Source organism: Ostreibacterium oceani, assembly GCF_009362845.1.
In the GTDB taxonomy this organism is placed as follows: domain Bacteria; phylum Pseudomonadota; class Gammaproteobacteria; order Cardiobacteriales; family Ostreibacteriaceae; genus Ostreibacterium; species Ostreibacterium oceani.
Window position 1 is genome coordinate 21,925 of record NZ_WHNW01000002.1, and the last position, 19,922, is coordinate 41,846.

The 19,922-nt window shown below is 44.7% G+C and carries 16 protein-coding genes and 1 CRISPR repeat array; of the genes, 9 read left to right on the forward strand and 7 right to left on the reverse strand.

All coding sequences use genetic code 11. The annotated features are described in order from the left end of the window. Window positions 1-75: 75 nt before the first annotated feature. The 5 genes from GCU85_RS01705 (at window position 76) to cas2 (ending at window position 7,343) form a co-directional block, all read left to right on the forward strand. A complete protein-coding gene (locus GCU85_RS01705; protein ID WP_235896194.1) occupies window positions 76-693 on the forward strand; it encodes a methylated-DNA--[protein]-cysteine S-methyltransferase in 618 nt (205 codons plus the stop codon). Window positions 694-852: 159 nt separating this feature from the next. After that, window positions 853-1,587 (forward strand): dienelactone hydrolase family protein, encoded by a 735-nt coding sequence (locus GCU85_RS01710; RefSeq protein WP_407944961.1) that lies wholly within the window; start codon window positions 853-855, stop codon window positions 1,585-1,587. 285 nt (window positions 1,588-1,872) lie between these two features. Next, a complete protein-coding gene (cas9, locus tag GCU85_RS01715) occupies window positions 1,873-6,087 on the forward strand; it encodes a type II CRISPR RNA-guided endonuclease Cas9 (RefSeq protein WP_152808717.1) in 4,215 nt (1,404 codons plus the stop codon). A 15-nt stretch (window positions 6,088-6,102) separates the two neighbouring features. Further along, entirely contained in the window at window positions 6,103-7,023 is a 921-nt protein-coding gene (gene cas1, locus GCU85_RS01720) for a type II CRISPR-associated endonuclease Cas1 (protein WP_152808719.1), read from the forward strand. Then, window positions 7,002-7,343, forward strand: coding sequence for a CRISPR-associated endonuclease Cas2 (gene cas2 / locus GCU85_RS01725; protein ID WP_152808721.1), 342 nt, complete (start codon window positions 7,002-7,004; stop codon window positions 7,341-7,343). The genes cas1 and cas2 overlap by 22 nt, the downstream gene beginning before the upstream one ends. A 70-nt stretch (window positions 7,344-7,413) precedes the next feature. Continuing rightward, window positions 7,414-8,043: a CRISPR direct-repeat array (repeat unit 36 nt; unit sequence GTTGCTAATCATAGCAGTTTGAAAGCAATTCACAAC). Between the two features lie 73 nt (window positions 8,044-8,116). On the opposite strand, the gene GCU85_RS01730 is transcribed toward cas2, so the two are convergent. The 7 genes from GCU85_RS01730 to GCU85_RS01760 all read right to left on the reverse strand — a co-directional run bounded on the left by GCU85_RS01730 (window position 8,117) and on the right by GCU85_RS01760 (window position 14,334). Next, the gene (locus GCU85_RS01730; protein WP_152808724.1) at window positions 8,117-8,800 is read right to left on the reverse strand and encodes a zinc metallopeptidase; all 684 of its coding nucleotides are present in this window, start codon (window positions 8,798-8,800) and stop codon (window positions 8,117-8,119) included. A 68-nt stretch (window positions 8,801-8,868) separates the two neighbouring features. After that, entirely contained in the window at window positions 8,869-9,354 is a 486-nt protein-coding gene (locus GCU85_RS01735; RefSeq protein ID WP_152808726.1) for a pilin, read from the reverse strand. Window positions 9,355-9,358: 4 nt separating this feature from the next. Continuing rightward, a complete protein-coding gene (locus tag GCU85_RS01740; RefSeq protein ID WP_152808728.1) occupies window positions 9,359-10,309 on the reverse strand; it encodes a type II secretion system F family protein in 951 nt (316 codons plus the stop codon). A gap of 40 nt (window positions 10,310-10,349) precedes the next feature. Next, window positions 10,350-10,832, reverse strand: a complete 483-nt coding sequence (locus GCU85_RS10145) for a pilin (protein ID WP_152808730.1) — start codon at window positions 10,830-10,832, stop codon at window positions 10,350-10,352. Window positions 10,833-10,924: 92 nt separating this feature from the next. Continuing rightward, on the reverse strand, window positions 10,925-11,302 hold the full coding sequence (locus GCU85_RS01750; RefSeq protein ID WP_152808732.1) for an outer membrane protein assembly factor BamE: 378 nt from the start codon (window positions 11,300-11,302) through the stop codon (window positions 10,925-10,927). 199 nt (window positions 11,303-11,501) lie between these two features. Continuing rightward, window positions 11,502-13,262, reverse strand: a complete 1,761-nt coding sequence (gene recN, locus GCU85_RS01755; RefSeq protein WP_152808734.1) for a DNA repair protein RecN — start codon at window positions 13,260-13,262, stop codon at window positions 11,502-11,504. A 145-nt stretch (window positions 13,263-13,407) separates the two neighbouring features. Continuing rightward, window positions 13,408-14,334 carry an NAD(+) kinase gene (locus GCU85_RS01760; RefSeq protein WP_152808736.1) on the reverse strand — a complete coding sequence of 309 codons (927 nt, stop codon included), beginning with the start codon at window positions 14,332-14,334 and terminating at the stop codon, window positions 13,408-13,410. Window positions 14,335-14,505: 171 nt separating this feature from the next. Between GCU85_RS01760 and lgt the strand changes: the two genes are divergently transcribed. Genes lgt through GCU85_RS01780 form a run of 4 tightly spaced genes read left to right on the forward strand, consistent with a single transcriptional unit; the run spans window position 14,506 to window position 19,898 of the window. Continuing rightward, window positions 14,506-15,333, forward strand: coding sequence for a prolipoprotein diacylglyceryl transferase (gene lgt, locus GCU85_RS01765; RefSeq protein ID WP_152808738.1), 828 nt, complete (start codon window positions 14,506-14,508; stop codon window positions 15,331-15,333). Next, complete coding sequence (gene thyA, locus GCU85_RS01770) at window positions 15,330-16,124, forward strand: thymidylate synthase (protein ID WP_152808740.1); 795 nt, start codon at window positions 15,330-15,332, stop codon at window positions 16,122-16,124. Before lgt ends, thyA begins: the two co-directional genes overlap by 4 nt. Before the next feature lie 14 nt (window positions 16,125-16,138). After that, a complete protein-coding gene (mrcB, locus tag GCU85_RS01775; RefSeq protein WP_152808742.1) occupies window positions 16,139-18,799 on the forward strand; it encodes a penicillin-binding protein 1B in 2,661 nt (886 codons plus the stop codon). Continuing rightward, on the forward strand, window positions 18,792-19,898 hold the full coding sequence (locus GCU85_RS01780; RefSeq protein WP_218110472.1) for a tetratricopeptide repeat protein: 1,107 nt from the start codon (window positions 18,792-18,794) through the stop codon (window positions 19,896-19,898). Before mrcB ends, GCU85_RS01780 begins: the two co-directional genes overlap by 8 nt. The last annotated feature ends 24 nt before the right edge of the window (window positions 19,899-19,922 follow it).

The following is a 19,922-nucleotide window of genomic DNA, read 5'->3' on the forward strand; positions in this document are numbered from 1 at the left end:
CCAATAACTAATGGCATCAGCGACTAATGGCATCGTATTAATGGCATCGCATCAATGTCATCACGTTAATCGACCATGCATAACAACCCAGAACGCCTTACACAATCAGGAGAACCCATGCAACAGCCCATGCAACAATCCCAGCAACAATCTCAAGCCAACAACGCCATCGTGCTCAAATACATCAACACCCCTCTGGGCAAGATGATTGCTGGGGCGACCGATGACGGATTAGCGTGTTTGCTGTTTACCGATGTCGCCAAATTAAACGCCGTACTCAAGCGTATCGGACAGCATACTGGCACAACGCCCTTATCGCAGCCCTTATCGCAATCCACTAGCACGCATCACCCCATCATCGAACGCACCGAACAGCAATTAGACGAATATTTTGCGGGCAAACGGACGGCATTTGATATCCCCTTAGCCGCGCTAGGCACGGATTTTCAGCAAGCGTCTTGGCAATACCTGCAAAGCATTCCGTATGGACATACCAGCACCTACCAAGCCCAAGCCAATGCATTAAACCGTTGCAAAGCCGTTCGCGCGGTTGCCAATGCCAACGCCAAAAATCCTATTGGCATTATTGTGCCGTGTCACCGCGTCATTGGTAGCAATGGCAAACTCACTGGCTACGCGGGTGGTCTAGACCGCAAAGCAGCACTGCTAGAATTAGAAAGCGCCAACCAATAAACCACACATCACATCACATCACAACACCATACAATCACAACACCATACAATCACAACACCACGAGGTAACCCATGAAAAATCTTAACAAAAGCCTAATCCAACCAGCGACACCACTTACCGCATCGCCAATTAAGCTACCAACTAAGCTGCCAACCAAACTGGCCGCCATACTACTTGCCACGCTGGGTACCTGTAGCCTAGCACAGGCAAACAATATTGATTATGAAATTGATGGGCAAACGTACCAAGGCTATTACGCCGCACCTCAGGCAAACAGCAAAGGACAAGTCCTACTTATCCACGACTGGGATGGTATCGACGATTACGAAAAAAAACGTGCCGATATGCTGGCCGCTGATGGCTATGCCACCTTTGCGGTGGATTTATATGGCAAAGACGTAAGACCCGATAAAATCGAGGATAAAAAAGCCGAAGTCGGCAAACTCTACAACGACCGCGATACCATGCGCCAACGTATCCAAGCAGGACTCACGCAGCTACGCGCCCACTCAGGACAGCAACCCACCGTGGTCATGGGCTATTGTTTTGGCGGTGGCGCAACACTAGAACTCGCGCGTTCAGGCGTTGATACCGATGTCGTTGGCTATGCTTCATTTCACGGCACACTGGCAACACCAGCGGGACAAAGCTACCCCACTGATACCGCACCGATTTTAACCCTACACGGCGGTGCTGATACGGCCATCCCGATGCAAGACGTAGCGGCACTAGCCGAGACGCTCGAATCCGCAAGCGTTCCCTATGAAATCGCGGTGTATTCTGGCGCCCCCCATGCCTTTACCGTCTTTGACTCAGCACGCTACCAGCAAACCGCTGATGAAAAATCCTGGGCAGCGTTTTCTGACTTTTTAAACGAACAGTTCGGGAAGTAATGAGTTGAAGTAGTGAGTTGAAAAATAAACACAATCAAATAAAAAGGCGATGCATGCCAAATGGCATCACCGCTTTGAATGTTTTACTTACTTCTTAATTATTTTATTTAGTGGTATTCGTGAAACATTTACATAAAAAACGAGGCAAACTTGCGAATGCCCCGTAGTAAATGTTTTCACAACGGAATAATCCTTATTGTGAATTGCTTTCAATTCACATAGTAACACGATATGGATTAAATTATCAATCCATAATTAATACATCAGGGGACAACAGAGGACTTTATGAAAAAAATATTAGGATTAGATTTAGGGACTAATAGCATTGGCTGGGCGATGGTAGGCGAAGAAAGAGATGAAAACAATAAGTTGATCGATGCCGACATCATCAAATTAGGTGTACGGGTAAATCCCCTTACCACCGATGAGCTAACTGATTTTGAAAAAGGCAAGCCGCTTTCTACCAATGCAGAAAGAACCCTGAAAAGAGGTGCTCGCAGGAATCTACAACGGTACAAACTGCGTAGAGAAAATTTAATGGAACTATTGGCTGCCGCTAACATAATTAAGGCAGGCATACCGCTGACGGAAGTTGGCTCTCAATCAACGCATCAAACACTACAACTACGTGCCAAGGCGGCTCGTCATCCAATAGAATTAAACGAATTGGCAAGAGTACTGCTCGCTATCAACAAGAAACGAGGCTACAAAAGCAGTAGGAAAGCACAGTCAGAAGACGAAGGTATGGCAGTAGATGGCATGGCGGTAGCAAAACATTTGTACGACAACCAACTAACGCCTGGGCAATACGTACTAGAATTGTTGCTAAAAGGAAAAAAATACATCCCAGATTTTTATCGATCTGATCTGAAAGCAGAATTTGATATTATTTGGGAAGTTCAAAAAGCATTTCACCCTGAAATATTAGATGATGAATTATACAAGGCATTAAAAGACCAAGGGCAGCAAAATACGCGCAAAAGGTTTTTGGCGATAAAAGGCATCTATACTGCAGAAAATAAAGGCAAACGAGAACAGGTAAAGCTACAGGCCTATCAATGGCGTACCGATGCCATACAAAAACGAGTCCCCATAGCAGCAGTAGCCTATGTACTGACCGAAATCAACAACGACACCAATAAATCTAGTGGTTACCTTGGCAAGATCAGTGACCGCAGCAAAATCTTGTATTCTGACGGGTTAACTGTTGGAGAATACCTCTACAACCAAATAAAATCGAATCCGCATACTTCTCTTAAAAATCAAGTTTTCTATAGACAAGACTATCTGGATGAATTTGAACAAATATGGGAAACTCAAGCAAAATATCACCCCGAATTGACTCCAGCGTTGAAAGAACAAATTCGCGATGTGGTTATTTTTTATCAACGTAAATTAAAATCGCAAAAAGGACTCATCAGCCATTGTGTTTTTGAAAGCTGGGAAGAAGTACGCACGGACAAGGCGGGAAATACGGTGTACAACAAATCAACCCATCAGCCCAAAATGCGTACCGTAGGTCATAGAGTAATCCCAAAATCCTCTCCACTTTTTCAGGAGTTCAAAATATGGTCGGTACTCAACAACCTTGAGATAAAATCACTTAAAGATAGTAACAAAGCTGACCTGCTAACAGAGCCCACAACTATTTTTGAAATCGATGAATCGCAGCGGGATTTACTCTTTGAAGAACTCAACCTAAGAGGGAAACTCACAGAAAAGCAAATACTAAACCTACTTGGCATATCGGCTAAGGAATTCAAAACCAATTACCCAGAGGGGCTAGAGGGCAATCGCACCAATGCTGCGCTTTTTAACATCTATCAAACCATTGCCGAGAATGAAGGCTATGGGCATGATTGGGAAAAGAAATCTGCCTCGGAAATAACCACAGAACTAAAAGCCATTTTCCCAGAAATGGGCATAGAGGCAGGGATACTGGATTTTGATTCCAACCTAGAAGGCAATGATTTTGACAAGCAACCTGCTTATCAATTGTGGCATTTGCTCTATTCCGTAACGGATGATGATAAGGTTTCGGAAGAGGACAAAATCACCTATGGCAATAATGCAACTGCCTTAAAGAAGAAGCTTCATCTGAAATTTGGGTTCAAACCAGAATACACCAAACTATTGGCTGCCATAACGCTTTCAGATGATTATGGCAACTTATCGGCAAGAGCCATTCGCAAAATCATGCCTTTTCTTCAAAACGGCAATCGCTACGATGAGGCTTGCAAACTGGCTGGATACAATCATTCCAATTCATTGACCAAAGAGGAAAATGAAAAACGAGCGCTCAAAGACAAATTAGAAGTTTTAGCTAAAAATAGTTTACGAAATCCCGTGGTGGAGAAAATCCTCAACCAGATGGTGAATGTCGTCAATCAAGTTATAGATGAATATGGTAAACCCGATGAAATCCGTGTAGAACTGGCACGAGACCTTAAAAAATCTGCCAAAGAACGAGCCGAAGATATAAAGTTCATCGCTGATAATACAAAAGCTAACGACGAGGTACGCCAAATCATTCAAAAAGATTTTGGATTCACCCCAACCCGAAATGATGTGATTCGCTATAAATTATGGTTAGAGTTGGGCAAGAATGGATACAAGGATATTTTTACCAATCAGCAAATTAAAAGAGAGCAAATATTTTCAAAAGAAATAGATATCGAACACATCATACCTAAGGCGTTGCTTTTTGATGACTCTTTCTCCAACAAGACGTTAGCCTTTAGGCAAGTGAATCTCAAAAAAAGCAACCGTACTGCCGTCGATTTCATTTCCGACGAATATGGCGATGAAGGTCTAGCTCAATTCACGGCTCGTGTAGAGAGCTTATTTAAAAACAACGCCATCACCAAAGGCAAATACAAAAAACTATTGATGACCCAAGACAAGCTGCCCGATGGTTTTATAGAAAGAGACCTGCGCAATAGCCAGTACATTGCCAAAAAAGCAACGGCGATGTTGCAGGAATTGGTGCGCCCTAAAGTAGTGGCCACCACTGGTAAGATTACGGATAGGTTACGTTCGGATTGGGACTTAATCAATGTGATGAAGGAGCTCAACCTACCTAAATACCGTGAGCTAGGACTGACCAAAATGCAAACAAGAAGGGACAATGGCCAAGAACAGGAAAAAGAAGTAGAGATTATTGAAGGCTGGACCAAGCGCAATGACCACCGCCACCATGCCATGGATGCACTCACGGTAGCATTTACCCATCACAACCATATTCAATACATCAACAACCTAAATGCCAGGAAAAATGAGTTTCATAAAAAACACAGTAACATCATTGCCATTGAAAAGGTAATCACTGCAACTAAAAATAACAAGCGCTACTTTATCCCGCCTATGCCCAATTTTAGGCAAGAGGCCCAAAAGCATATAGAAGGCATTTTGATTTCTTTTAAGACAAAGAACAAGGTAGTCACCAAAAATATTAATAAAATCAAAAAGAAAAAAGGCTATACTGACAAAACACAGCTCACACCCAGAGGACAATTGCACAAAGAGACCATCTATGGCAAAAGCAAACGCCCCATGGATAAGCCCACCAAACTTAGCAAGCGATTTACAATGCAGCAAGCTCAGCTAATCATCGATGCAGAACAACGCAAGCTGGTGTTGGCGCATATGGCACAATTTGGCAACAATCCAGAAATTGCTTTAGATACTAAAACGCTTAAAAAACAACCTATTACTTGGAAAGATGAGCCACTGAAAGCGGTGCTTTGCTTTGAAGAGATCTTTACCATCCGCAAAGATATAAGCCCTGACTTAACAGTGGACAAAGTGGTTGATGATAAGGTGCGAGCGATTTTGCAGCAGCGCATCAAAGACTATGGTAATGCTAAAGCCGCTTTTTCGGACATAGCGAAAGACCCAATATGGCTCAATAAAGACAAAGGTATCTCCATCAAACGAGTAACCATTACGGGCGTAAGCAATGCCGAGGCACTGCACACCAAAAAAGACCATCTGGGCAATGAGATTCTGGATACTAACGGCAAGCCCATCCCTGTGGACTATGTAAGCACTGGCAACAACCACCATGTGGCCATATACCGCGATGCCGATGGCAAGCTGCAAGAGCAGGTAGTGTCTTTTTATGAAGCCGTGGCTCGTGTACAGCAAGATCTTCCCATCATAGACAAAGCCTACAATACCGATTTAGGCTGGGAGTTTCTGTTCACGATGAAGCAAAATGAAATGTTTATTTTTCCTTCGGAAAAAGACAATTTTAACCCTGCACATATTGATTTGATGGATGTACACAATGCGGCACTAATAAGCAAGCATTTGTTTAGGGTGCAGAAAATTGCAACGAAAAATTATTTTTTTAGACACCATCTAGAAACCACTGTTGAGAACCATAAGGAACTAAATGGAATAGCATATAAATCACAATTGGGTTTGAGCGCAATTGAAGGAATCATAAAGGTTCGGTTGAACCACCTTGGTAAAATTGTTCAAATCGGAGAATATTAACCGTCTGAAATTCAAATGAAACGAAACATCTACATCAACAGCCCAGCTTACCTTAGCTGTCAAGATAAGCAGTTAAAAATCACTGACCCATTCACACAGTCTGAAAAGGGCAGCATCCCCATTGAGGATATTGGGCTGTTGATTTTCGACCATTATCAAATAACCTTGACACATTATTTATTTCAGCAGGTTATGCAATCAGGTGGTGCAATAGTCAGTTGCGATGATAAACACATTCCACATGCAATCAGCCTGCCATTTACAGGTAATAACCAACATACCCAGCGCATACGGCAACAGGCAGCCCAAACGCAACAACACAAAAACCGTCTCTGGAAGCAGATTATTGTCGCCAAAATTGAAAACCAAGCCGCACTGTTGCGACAACTGGACAAAGATGCAAATAAATTAAAAGCACTCAGTAGGACGGTCAAGACAGGCGATAAAAGTAATCGTGAAGCCGTCGCTGCCAAACACTATTGGGGTGCTTTATTTGGTCACTTTATTCGTGATCGCTACGGTACACCACCCAATCATTTACTCAACTATGGGTATGCCATTTTACGAAGCCTAACTTGTCAATCACTTAGCCAGTATGGATTGCACCTTGCGTTGGGCATCCATCATATCGGCAAATACAATCCGACTTGCCTAGCGGATGATTTAATGGAACCTTACCGACCCTATGTTGATGCCTATATCATTCAATATCTAAAGGACAACCCAAACCAGTGTGACAATGAAATCACATCAGAAGTTAAAAAAGCACTTTTTCCAATCGGTCAAATTGATGTCTTATTGAATCAAAAAATCTACCCGCTACAAATCGCGATTAATCGAAGCGCCAAATCGCTAATGAATAGCCTAAATAAGGAAAACTACCCGCTAGAACTGCCCAATTTAGGGAAACAGCTATGCTCAACCGACAGCGTTTAAGCGCCTATCGAATTATGTGGACGATGGTGTTTTTTGACTTACCGACAGAAACCAAGAGACAGCGCAAAGCGGCTAATCAATTCCGTAAATTTTTATTGCAGGATGGCTTTACCATGTTTCAATACTCAATTTATATCCGCCATTGCTACAGCGCTGAAAATGCAGAGACGCACATTAAGCGAGTAAAAAAGGCACTACCCAACGATGGCTTTGTTGGGATGATGACGATTACCGACAAACAATTCGGTGATATCGAACTTTTTCATCAAAAACAGTCAAAAGAAACACCAAAAACACCGAGTCAATTAGAATTCTTTTAAAAAAATTTACTTTTGCTGTCTAAAAAAATAAGGAAAACCAGACGATTATCATTAATCCTCTGGTTTTCGGGTTGCTAATCATAGCAGTTTGAAAGCAATTCACAACTCCGAGGGGGTGGCGAATTTTTTGGCATCCGTTGCTAATCATAGCAGTTTGAAAGCAATTCACAACCTCTATCTGATTCTGCCCAGTACCCAGTACGTTGCTAATCATAGCAGTTTGAAAGCAATTCACAACAGACAACCGCTTTTGTAGTCACCCCGAAAAGTTGCTAATCATAGCAGTTTGAAAGCAATTCACAACCAGGGCTTTCTGTAAGACAATGGAAGCGGAGTTGCTAATCATAGCAGTTTGAAAGCAATTCACAACTAAAAAGCTATCTTGGAGACTTGTATAACGGTTGCTAATCATAGCAGTTTGAAAGCAATTCACAACGAGTAAATAACAATGTTAAGTAATGAAGATGTTGCTAATCATAGCAGTTTGAAAGCAATTCACAACACGTAACGCTGACATTTGACACATTTAATCGTTGCTAATCATAGCAGTTTGAAAGCAATTCACAACGTAACGTCCATTACCCTATCAGGCCCTATGGTTGCTAATCATAGCAGTTTGAAAGCAATTCACAACTAGTAACGTTGATTTTTTTAGGTTGCCTACGTTGCTAATCATAGCAGTTTGAAAGCAATTCACAACATTTGCCCGTGTTGCTTGATGGGGGGGGTCGGTTGCTAATCATAGCAGTTTGAGAATGGATTCCCTATCACACCTATCGCCGTAGCAACTGGATCCAGCGTCCAATATTGAGCACACCAATCATTGCTTGGCTCACGTACGTCAGGGCACACGCCAGCAGTATTTTGCGTATGGCGCTTATATCCCCGTGACTGACGTAGTCGCCCTGCGTCAAAATCGGCAATGCTTTACCAAAAGAGGCATCAAATTCAACGGGTAAAGTGACCAAATGAATAATGGTCGAAAAAAACATCGAGGCAACGACCACCACCAGCAATAACCGCGCAAAAACCCCAGCGCCAGGCACCACCGACAACACAGGAATCGCAATCAGCGCGCCCGTTGCCAGCATTTCGACTAGCCTTGCTTGTTTGGCTAAAAAGGTTCGGGTGGTGAGGGGTTTGTACCTCGCATGATGCTGTAACGCATGGCCGAATTCATGAGCCGCAGTCGCCACTGCCGTCAGGCTTTTGCCATGATAGACTGGCTCGGTCAGGCGAATCGTCTTGCTAATCGGGTCATAATGATCGCCTGCCTCGGTTTGTTCTAGCGTGACGTCGGTTAATTCAAAGGCATCAATCAAGTGCTTAGCTAATTGCCCACCGCTGCCTGGTAAATCCGCGCGATTTTTGCTGTGTTTGGCCAGCACACGTTTGACCCACCAACTCGGCCCCACCAACAAAGCCAACAACATACCGATTAACAATACCCAAACCATACGAATCCGCTAGGCCAACACAACTTAACGATTATTCATCGCTGACTGTAACTGTTGTAAGTCAAGCATTAACGACAGCTACCTGGTAAATATTTTCGATCGATATTGGTTTTGCTCTCGCCGATATAATTCAGCCCGTCAATTTTTTTATCTTTGTCTATATACCCACATTTAAAAAATATCAAATCATTTGATAAGTCTTCGCTAATTACAGGGTGCAGTGTTAGCATCTTACCTGTCAATATCGGGTCTTTATCATTATAAGTGATATGAATCACGCCATCGATAATCTCAACTTGCTTGGTATACGCCCCTTTTAATAAATCAGGAGCCTTTACCCCTGCAGCCACATTGTCTTTTGGAAAATCATGCGTATAGCGATAATACTCCGCGATTTTTTGGCGTGCTACCGCAGATACCGTAAGCCCTTCCACTGACCTTGCACGGGTTTCATAACTCAGATAAGCAGGTGTCGATACCGCAGCCAATACACCGATAATGGTAGCGACAAAAATAAATTCAAATAGTGTGTATCCCGCTGATTGTTTTTTCATTTAATTAACTCGCAATGTCTCCTAGCTGGAAAATAGGCAGATACATGGCATAAACTGGAATTACTGATAACGCAATAAAAATCAACAAAACAAAGATTGCCATTGTCCCTTCTGCCGCTTTGGTTTGCTGTAATAACTGACGAATAACGGCCTGTTTACGAAATAAAATTTCATTATCAATTGCACCCATCTCCTCCGCTATCGCCAAAAAAGCCTGCGTATTCTGATTGATTTTGATTTTTGGTAGTGCTTTTTGTGCCACCTGTAGGGCTTTTCCCTCGCCAGCAAAGTGACCACAGTGCATATACATCAACAATAAATACTGATGATAAGAACGAACAACAGGGTAGTAAAGTGGAATAAGCTTAAAATAACTGGGGATAGGTTTGAGTTGGCTCATATTTTTGCGCAGATGAATAGGCAATAAAAACGCCAACAGCAGTATAATCAAAAATGCAACCGTTGAAAACCAAAAGTAATGCCCATGAAGCATCCACTGCGTCACGGCGGGCAACTCTGCGCCAAAATCACCAAAAAAATCCTCAAACACTGGCAAAACTTTTATTCTTGATATCAAAGAAGAACCCACGGAGACAATCACCATCATGGCAAAATACCAATACGCAACTGGATTTAGCTTATAAATCTCTGACAAATCCAATCTAGATTGCTCCAACCGATTATATTGTAACACGTACTGATTCAGGCTGATGTTGCCACATTTTGCCAGATGGAATAACCCATGCCATAGCCCTAGCCCTTTGCTAGGCAGTTTGTTTATATTCCCAGCTAAAATCATTGATACCATTGACAACGATTTTTGGTATCGTGGGGCTAAATTCGATTGCAATTTTTCAAGCGTCGCTGGCTTGTCTTCTGCTGCCATAACTGTTCTAGAGACTTCATCTAGCTGCGTTTCGTTATGATTAAAATAGTTAAAAAATATCTCTAGCATTTGAATTAGAATTTAAATTTGAATTCGTTATGGATGAGATTCACAATCTACAGTTGATTGGAAGGTAGGTGTAAGGGATATCCGTTTTATTGCCCGCTGATGCCATCATCCCCTCAGGAATTGTCGCATTACCACATGCCCAAGACAACGGTGTCTTGGGGTAATCAGGGACATACAGCGGACGGATTGTCAGCGCTTTATCATGAAGCGATTTACTAACCCGTTGGCTTAATTTCACATAAAAAGCACCGTTTTTAACCGTCACACTGGCAATTTCGTTACTGATTAGTTTATCTGGAGGCGGCAATCCCGCTGCTTCATTATCAGTGGGGAATTTTCCCATTGCTTTGTAGTATGACTCAATATCAGGCTGTAACTGTGAAATGAATTTTTCTACATTTTTTATCCTTGCTTCGACAGTCATTTGCAAATAAGCTGGTATGGAAAGAGACGCCAAAATACCTATGATAGCAACGACAATCATCAATTCAATCAGGGTAAATCCTTTATTATATTTCTTCATTTTTATTCAATTAGTTATTTATTCAACTAGCGTATAGTAGTATTCATTGCAGACAAACAGGTGACAAAGCAGACACCATCCACCACACCGCATCACTGCCCACGATCGCGCGTGCTATAATCTAATGGTTCGGGGGTAATCTCGTTAAATTGTTCGGCATCGATTTGGCTTAACAAGCCATTAGTAAAAAATAGCGATACGCGACCTGCTTGCAGTGCTTGCGAGTCGCCATCGCGAAATCGTTGTACGTAATCCCAGCGGTCTTGATTAAAGAAATCTTGTATCGCGGGCGTGCCGATAGCACGTTGTACCGCATCTTTGGTCATGCCCACACTGAGTCTATCGAGGTCAGTTTGGGTGATAAAATTACCTTGGTCAATATCGATACGATACGGAATTTTGCCGCACCCTGCGACAGTCAACGAAACCAAAGAAACCAACAACGTAAGCACCTGCGAGAATTTTTTCATCTTTTTTAACCAGTTAAATGAGACATTGAATTAGATATTGAGTTAGGTATTGAGTTAGGTATTGAGTTAGGTATTGAGTTAGGTATTGAGTTAGGTATTGAGTTAGGTATTGAATTAGACATTGAGTTAAGCCGTACATTGCGCATTAATTTGTGTCGTGAATTTAAACAAAAATTAAGCACGTCAACGCTCCATTGCGTTAGGGTTTAAATTGTAACGCATTTTGACGCAAATGTTGCGCATGCTCCAAAGTTTTTTCATCCATCGCGATACCACCGCTCATGCGCGCCAGCTCGGCGATTTTTTGCGCCTCGTCTAAATAGGCAAAATGCGTGGTGGTCATTGCGTCATTTACTTGCTTACTAATCAGGATATGGTTATCCGCATAGGCGGCCACCTGCGCCAAGTGCGTCACACACAAAATCTGATTATACTGGGCGAGCGTTTTTAGCAATCGCCCAACGACCTCGGCTGTCGCGCCGCCAATCCCGCTATCGACCTCGTCAAAAATCAGCGTCGCATCGGTTTTTTGTGAAACACTGGCAACCTGAATGGCTAGGCTAATGCGAGACAACTCACCACCTGATGCAATCTTATGCAGTGGTTTCGCAGCTTGCCCAGGGTTAGGGGCAAACATAAACAACACGTTATCCACGCCCGATGCCGTCGCGCGCGTCGCCGATATCGTAATATCAAACACCGCATTCACGAGGTTTAGCTCGTCCAACCGCGCATTAACCTGCTGTGCCAATTGTTTCGCTGCGAGCTGGCGGCTGTCACTGAGTGCTTGGGCGGCTTGTCTATACTGTTTTTCAGCTTCAGCAATCTGTTTGTCAATGTCCTGTAATTGCAAAAGGCTTTGGGTCAGTGCATCGCGCTCATCGGCGATGGCTTGGGTCAAATCCAACAAGGCATCGGGGCTGGTGTGGTGCTTTCTCGCGAGTTGGTGCAAGGCTGACATACGCGACTCAACCTCAGCCAGCTGCGCGGGGTCTAATTCGATACGGTTGATATAATGCGCTAATGCGCTATTGGCTTCATCGGCGTAAATCCTCGTTTGCGCGATAAAGTCGGCGATTTCCTGCGCGTCATCATCAGTGGCTTGTAATTTATCACACAGCGTATTCGCTCGTTGTAATACCGCTAACAACCCCTCGCCTTCGCCTTCGAAGTGCTGCTGTAGCTGCTGGCTCAGGTCTAGTCTTGCGCTTGCGCTTGCCAATTGTTTTTGCTGACTTTCTAGGGCTTCGAATTCATCGGGCTGCAAATTAAGCGCCGTTAATTCGTCTAATTGATAATCCAGTAGGTTTTTTTTATCAATCAAGCTTTGGTCATTGTCTTGGAGCTGTGTTTTCCGTTTTTCTAATTGTTGCCACGTCGCATAGGCAGTTTGCGTCTGGGTCAATAAATCGTGATGCACTGCAAACCCGTCTAATAACTGGCGTTGCTGTTCTGGTGCAGTGAGAGATTGATGGGCGTGCTGACCATGAATATCAACCAATAATTCACCCAAGTGCTTGGTCATTCCGACAGTCACGGGAATGCCATTGATATAACATTGCGATTTACCGTTACGGTTTAACGTACGGCGCAGGTGGCAAACGCTATCGACCGAAGCCGCACCGCCTAGCAATTCATCGCCTAGCAATTCATCGCCTAGCAATTCATCGCCTAGCAATTCATCGCCCAGCAATTCATCATCTAATAACTCATGGGCTAATAACCACTGGTAGGCAGCGCTACTAGGCGATAAAGTCAGGCTGGCTTGGATATCAGCGCGTGTTGCGCCATGGCGAATCCACGTCGCGTCAGCCCGATCACCTAGTTGTAAGCCCAATGCATCAATCAATATCGATTTCCCTGCACCCGTCTCGCCTGACAAGACATTTAACCCAGGCGCAAAGGTAACGGTTTGCTCGTCAACAATGGCGAAATTTTTTAGAAATAGTTGCGATAACATCTTATATTAACTCATTTTTAACGACAAAACTGCTTACCCTAACTACTTACCCTAACTACTTACCCTAACTACTTACCCTAACTACTTACCCTAACTGCTCAAACGCTAAATCCCAAATACTGCCGACTATCGGTTCAGTATTTTATTACGTATTTTGTGGCGCACTGCCCCAGCCCAATTTTTCTCGCAGGCGCTTTAACCCATCGTAATTTTGCGGATGGTAGATGTTTAACCGCTTTGCATGCTGGGTGATAAAAATTTTATCGCCTTTTTCCAACAACACTTCCTCTTGCCCATCGACGGTAATTTGAATGTTATTGTCGTTATTTTCACAGACTTCAATGCGCTGCATCGTCTCGGCGGCAATCACAATGGGGCGGTGTGTCAGTGTATGCGGTGAAATCGGCACCAAAACCAACGAATTCAAATGCCCCTGCAAAATCGGCCCGCCCGACGATAAGGCATACGCCGTAGAGCCAGTCGGGCTAGAAATAATCAACCCATCAGCCCGATACGATGACAAAAATAAGTCATCTAAATACACATCTAATTCTACCATCCGTGCCATGCGGCGTTTATGAATAACCACATCATTGATTGCGGTATGCGTCGAGATAACCTCACCACCACGTTCAACCGCCGCAAACAAGACCGTTCTCGCCTCGTGTTGATACGCACCCAACAGCACTTGGTGTAGCACGGTCGGCACTTCCAAAGGCGATATATCGGTCAAAAACCCTAAGCGCCCCATATTAACCCCCGTAATCGGCTTATCCGCCGCCAACGCTGATCGCGCTGCCGCCAAAAATGAGCCGTCACCGCCAATCGTGATAATCAAATCTGACTGCACAACCAGCGACTCACGGCAGACAATATAGTGACGACTGTCTTGGCGATACTGCGGAAAAGAGGATGCCGTTGCCGCATCTAAATAGATAATGCATTGCGTCAATTCCAGTACGGCGATGACTTGGCCAATAGTCTCCGAAATATCGCTTTCACCGAGTTTGCCAATAATCCCGACGGCATTAAATGAACAATTTCCATCACCATTCGTTTGATTGTGAGTCATGATATATCACTAGACGTTATCTAAATACAAACCCACATTGTAGCCTATTTACCCCATAAACCAAATAGCGTCCCGTATTTGCTGAGAATAATAAAAATTTTCATTGAGCCGACACAGACTTGCGCCCAATTTTGTGTATAATTCGATACTTTGTTTGAATGACGTGCTGCGATGATTGAATTACCGACTATATCCCCTTACCTGTTTACTATTGGCAATGTTGGCCCCACATGGTACGGTCTGATGTACGTGGTTGGTTTTTTGTTAGGTTATTGGTTTGCCAAGCGCCAAGCGCGACATATGCCCGACTGGACCCAAGACCAAGTCAGCGACTTACTCACCTATGCTATTTTGGGTGTTATTTTGGGCGGACGCATTGGCTATGTCTTATTTTATCAATTCGAGCGTTTTTTGGATAATCCGCTCTATTTATTCAAAATAACCGAAGGCGGCATGTCGTTTCATGGCGGGCTATTGGGAGTAATGGTCGCGACTTTTTTATTCACTTATAAGCACAAAAAATCCTGGCTTTCGGTGACCGATTTTGTCGCCCCTGTCTTTCCGATTGGGTTATTCTTTGGACGCATCGGTAATTTTATCAACCTCGAGCTATGGGGCAAGCCCACTAGTGTGCCTTGGGGTATGGTCTTCCCAACCGCTGACGCACAACCCAGACACCCAACCCAACTCTACGAAGCAGGACTAGAAGGATTATTACTGTTTATTATTTTAGTCGCCTATAGTAAAATGAAGCCTGCCTTAGGCAAACTAAGCGGTGCATTCTTATGCGGCTATGGCGTGTTTCGTTTTTTTGTCGAGTTTTTCCGCGAACCCGATACGCATATTGGTTACCTTGCATTCGATTGGTTTACACAGGGGCAATTATTAACCTTGCCCATGATTGCCATTGGCCTATATTTATTACTCAAACCAACACGCCCTAATCTACCTAACACAACCCCATCTAACATCAATCCATCTAGCGCTAATCGCAAATGAAACAATATCTTGATTTACTTAGTCATATTCTCGACAATGGCTGCGACAAAACTGACCGAACAGGCACAGGAACACGCAGTGTTTTTGGGTATCAAATGCGCTTTGATTTGGCACAAGGCTTTCCACTACTGACGACCAAAAAACTCCATATCCGCTCGATTATCCATGAATTGATTTGGTTTTTAAACGGCGATACCAATATCGCCTACCTAACCGAAAACGGTGTCTCGATTTGGAACGAATGGGCAGACGCCAACGGTGATTTAGGCCCTGTTTACGGACAACAATGGCGTAGCTGGCCAAACCCAGACGGCTCTACCATCGATCAAATCAGCCAAGTTATCGAACAAATCAAACACACCCCTGATTCGCGGCGTATGATTGTCAGCGCATGGAATGTCTCAGCGATTGACGAGATGGCGTTGCCGCCTTGCCACCTGCTTTTTCAATTTTACGTAGCCAATGGCAAACTATCCTGTCAGCTCTATCAACGCTCGTGTGATGTGTTTTTGGGTGTGCCATTTAATATCGCGAGCTACGCCCTGCTCACACAGATGTTTGCAAACGTTTGCGGTCTCGAGCCAGGTGAATTTATTTGGACAGGTGGCGATGTGCATCTCTACAACAACCATCTCGAACAAGCCGAATTACAGCGTCAGCGCGCACCCAAAGCCTTACCTACGCTGCGTATTCTGCGCAAACCCGATAGCGTATTCGACTACCGATTCGAGGATTTTGCGATTGAAGATTATCAATCACACCCCCATATTAGCGCCCCTGTTGCCGTCTAGCTGAGCCGTCCATTATGTTCTTTAAAAAGAAAAAAACAAAAGCCGACCGCGACAAGACCACGCACAATAACGCCATGCACAATGAGGCTATACCGCCATCATCGGATAAGACAACGGATAAGCCCACGGACAAACCCACCCGTAACCAGCGCAAAAAAAACAACCCGACAAAACAACCTGACTTAAAAAAACAGCCCATGCTGATTAAGCTGTTTTATCTGTGTTTTTATTCGGGTGTTGCGTTATTTGCGGTGTTGTGTTTTGGCTTGTGGCTATATGCAATCGAACTAGACAAAGAATACAACCTCAGCGAAGACGCTTTTGCTGGCTCACTATGGGAGCTGCCCTCGCGCGTGTATGCACGCCCGTTGGATTTGTACCATTCGCGCGATTTAAAACTGGCCAATCTCGTCAAAGAACTCGGCTACTTGGGTTATACCGCCGATCCAGCGGTACGCACCGCAGGGACCTACCATATTGACGGCAATGAAATTTTAATCCATAAGCGTGCCTTTGGGTTTTGGGATGAAATAGAGCCTGAGCAGCTTATTCGCGTTCGTATTACCGACGATAAAATCACCGATTTAATCGACATGGATACCTTAGCCACCATCCCCATTACCCGTATCGAACCGCTGCTTATCGGCTCTATCTACCCGACACATGGACAAGACCGTCGCCTAATTAGCTTAGATGAAACGCCTGAAATTCTGATTGACACACTTATTGCGACCGAAGATAGACGTTTTTGGTCGCACTTTGGCATAGACCCCAAGGGCATCATGCGCGCCGTCTTTGAAGCAGTCAAAAACAGGCAAGCCTCTCAAGGCGCAAGTACCCTCACCCAACAATACATCAAAAACCACTATCTAACCAGCGAAAGACGTATCTCGCGCAAGGTCAAAGAAGCCATCATGGCAATTATTTTGGAAAAAAACTACAGCAAGCAACAAATCCTCGAAGGCTACCTCAATGAGATTTACCTCGGCCAAGACGGCAAACGTGCCATTCATGGATTTGGACTGGCCGCAGAGCATTACTTTGGCAAACCACTCAGCGAACTCGGCGTCCACCAAATCGCCATGCTCATCGGGCTCGTGCGCGAACCTGGCAGAGCCAACCCGTACCGCAACCCAGAATACGCGCAAAAACGCCGCGAAATTATTTTAGATGTGATGGTAGGCCAAAACTTACTCGCTGAAAACGAAGCGACCCTAGCCAAAAGCTTACCCTTGGATATACTTGAGCGCACGAAGCGCCGCGAAACCGACCGTTATTATAGTTTTTTACAGGTCGTCTACCGTGAAATTGACGAACAGTATAATAACCAACAACTGGCCTCAGGGTTAAATATTTTCACCACACTGGACCCGATTATCCAAGAAGAAGCCGAAAAATCAATCGCAGAAGGGTTAGATGCGTTAGAAGAACGCCACGGCATGGAACAAAACTTTTTGCAAGCAGCGTCTGTCATTGTCGACTCAATTACCGCTGAAGTCGTCGCCATTGTCGGTGACCGCAATAACGAAACTCGCGGTTTTAACCGTGCAATACAGGCCAAGCGCCAGCCTGGCTCACTGCTAAAACCAGTGGTTTATCTCGCAGCGCTTGAATACCCTGAGCGCTATAACCTCGCTACACCAATTGATGATTCGCCGTTGACCTATCAAACGGGCGACTATACTTGGGAGCCGAAAAACTACACAGGAAAAAATCAAAACAATGTATTGCTGATTGATGGGCTAGTGCATTCGCATAATATCCCTACAGCACGTATCGCATTGGACATCGGCATTAACGACATTATCGGTCGCCTGCAAGACCTTGGCGCACGTCCTGGTCTGCCCGAATTCCCATCGATTGTCCTTGGCACCGTGGCAATGAGCCCTTTTGAAGTCGCACAAATTTATGAAACACTCGCCAATGGTGGGTATCGCATGCCCTTGCGTGTGATTAGTAGCATCACTGATGCCTATGACCAACCGATTCGCCGCTTTCCGATGGAAAGCGTCAAAGTCATTTATGAAGCACCTCACTACCTCATTATCAAGGCCATGCAAGAGACCGTCACCCGAGGCACAGCGGTACGCTTGGCAGATAAAATCCCGCAAGAACTCAATATCGCTGGCAAGACAGGAACGACCGATGACTACCGCGACAGCTGGTTTGCTGGTTTTTCTGGCAACTACCTCAACGTGGTTTGGGTCGGCAATGATGACAACAAACAAATGCGCCTATCGGGCAGCTCGGGGGCGATGCGCGTGTGGATGGACGTTATGAAAGACTTGCCACTAAAACCATTAAATATTACCGCACCCGATGGCATCGAATCCATTGAAGTTGACTTAAGTAACGGGCTTCGCATGACGTCAGACTGCCGCGACAGCCGCAAATCGGCGACTTTACCCTTTTTATTTGGTAGCGAACCTACCACTTACACCAGCTGCTACCGCCCACCAGAACCACAAAATGACTTCGATGATGAATTTTTCACTGAGGGATTTGATTATCCAACACAATCAACGCCAAACTTAAACCAATCCCAGGGAAATTCATGGTATAATCAGCCGCAAAATGAAACACAGCAAAACCCAAACAACAACCAACAAAATCGTCGCCAAACCCAGCAAAATTCAGAAAACTCGTTTAGAGGCCGTGGAGGATTCAATGATTAAACACGTATCAATATTATTACTTACCAGCATCACTGCGTTGTCAGGTTGCTCACTATATGGCAATGCACAAGCACCTGTTTATTCGAGTGTCACACAAAAAACTGGCGGCAACACGACACCACCGGCATCGCTAAACCCCGCATCCACCGCGATTGAAAACCGCAACACAGGCAATGCCATAGAACAAGCAGGGAGCGGATTAAACAGTAGCCGTCAAAATCCTTATGGCAACCCCGTTAGACCGAGCAATACCAACGCTGCGCAAAATACCGCACAAAACGCCACGCAAGCGCTAAACCAAGCACAAAATCAAGCGCAAAACACGGCGAATCAATTGGGCAATCAAGTAAGTAACAGCGCCCAAAACGCAGCTAACAACGCGACACAAAGCGCGACAAACGCAGCCATCAACGACCCTAGAGTCAGAACAGGTGCAGAAGCCCTAAGCCAATCGCAAAATGCAGTCGATGCCGCGCGCAATACGACCCAAAACACCGTAGACAATGCCGTTAATTCAGCCAATAATGTGACCAACACAGTGACAAATGCTGCGACCAACACGGCAACTAACACGGCAAACAATGCCGCTCAGGCAGCGACAAACAGGGTAAATGATGCAACAACCAATGCAACCTCTGCCGTCAATAACGCGGTATCAAACACGAATACGACTGGCACGACAAATACCAGCGCCAACACGAGTAACACCCAATCGACTGACCAAGCCAGTGCAGCCGCAAATACCGCTGCAAATACCGCTGCAAATACCGCCCCACAGCGACCTGGATCCGCGATTAGAACCTTACTAGAGGATGCTCGTAACCAAGTCGATGCAGGCGAATATGACAAAGCAGCCGCTTCACTGGAACGCGCCCATCGTATTGAGCCAAGCAATGCTAAAATTCTCTATGACATTGCCCAAATTCGTTACGCCCAAGGTCAGTACCGCCAAGCCGAATCATTTGCCAGCCGCGCTGCTAATACATCCAAATCGAATGAATTATCCAAAAAAATCTGGACATTACTAGCCAATGCTCGCAAGGCATCGGGTAACACGACGGGTGCAGAAGCGGCTGCAAAAAAAGCAGCGACTTTCTAACGCCTGCGTTATCACACCTGAGTT

Excerpts from the sequence above, each read along its gene's own strand:
- GCU85_RS01705 (WP_235896194.1), top strand. The coding sequence starts at position 76 with ATGCATAACAACCCAGAACGCCTTACACAATCAGGAGAACCCATGCAA.
- cas9 (WP_152808717.1), top strand. The coding sequence starts at position 1,873 with ATGAAAAAAATATTAGGATTAGATTTAGGGACTAATAGCATTGGCTGG.
- cas1 (WP_152808719.1), top strand. The coding sequence starts at position 6,103 with ATGAAACGAAACATCTACATCAACAGCCCAGCTTACCTTAGCTGTCAA.
- cas2 (WP_152808721.1), top strand. The coding sequence starts at position 7,002 with ATGCTCAACCGACAGCGTTTAAGCGCCTATCGAATTATGTGGACGATG.
- GCU85_RS01730 (WP_152808724.1), bottom strand. The coding sequence starts at position 8,800 with ATGGTTTGGGTATTGTTAATCGGTATGTTGTTGGCTTTGTTGGTGGGG.
- GCU85_RS01735 (WP_152808726.1), bottom strand. The coding sequence starts at position 9,354 with ATGAAAAAACAATCAGCGGGATACACACTATTTGAATTTATTTTTGTC.
- GCU85_RS01740 (WP_152808728.1), bottom strand. The coding sequence starts at position 10,309 with ATGCTAGAGATATTTTTTAACTATTTTAATCATAACGAAACGCAGCTA.
- GCU85_RS10145 (WP_152808730.1), bottom strand. The coding sequence starts at position 10,832 with ATGAAGAAATATAATAAAGGATTTACCCTGATTGAATTGATGATTGTC.
- GCU85_RS01750 (WP_152808732.1), bottom strand. The coding sequence starts at position 11,302 with ATGAAAAAATTCTCGCAGGTGCTTACGTTGTTGGTTTCTTTGGTTTCG.
- recN (WP_152808734.1), bottom strand. The coding sequence starts at position 13,262 with ATGTTATCGCAACTATTTCTAAAAAATTTCGCCATTGTTGACGAGCAA.
- GCU85_RS01760 (WP_152808736.1), bottom strand. The coding sequence starts at position 14,334 with ATGACTCACAATCAAACGAATGGTGATGGAAATTGTTCATTTAATGCC.
- lgt (WP_152808738.1), top strand. The coding sequence starts at position 14,506 with ATGATTGAATTACCGACTATATCCCCTTACCTGTTTACTATTGGCAAT.
- thyA (WP_152808740.1), top strand. The coding sequence starts at position 15,330 with ATGAAACAATATCTTGATTTACTTAGTCATATTCTCGACAATGGCTGC.
- mrcB (WP_152808742.1), top strand. The coding sequence starts at position 16,139 with ATGTTCTTTAAAAAGAAAAAAACAAAAGCCGACCGCGACAAGACCACG.
- GCU85_RS01780 (WP_218110472.1), top strand. The coding sequence starts at position 18,792 with ATGATTAAACACGTATCAATATTATTACTTACCAGCATCACTGCGTTG.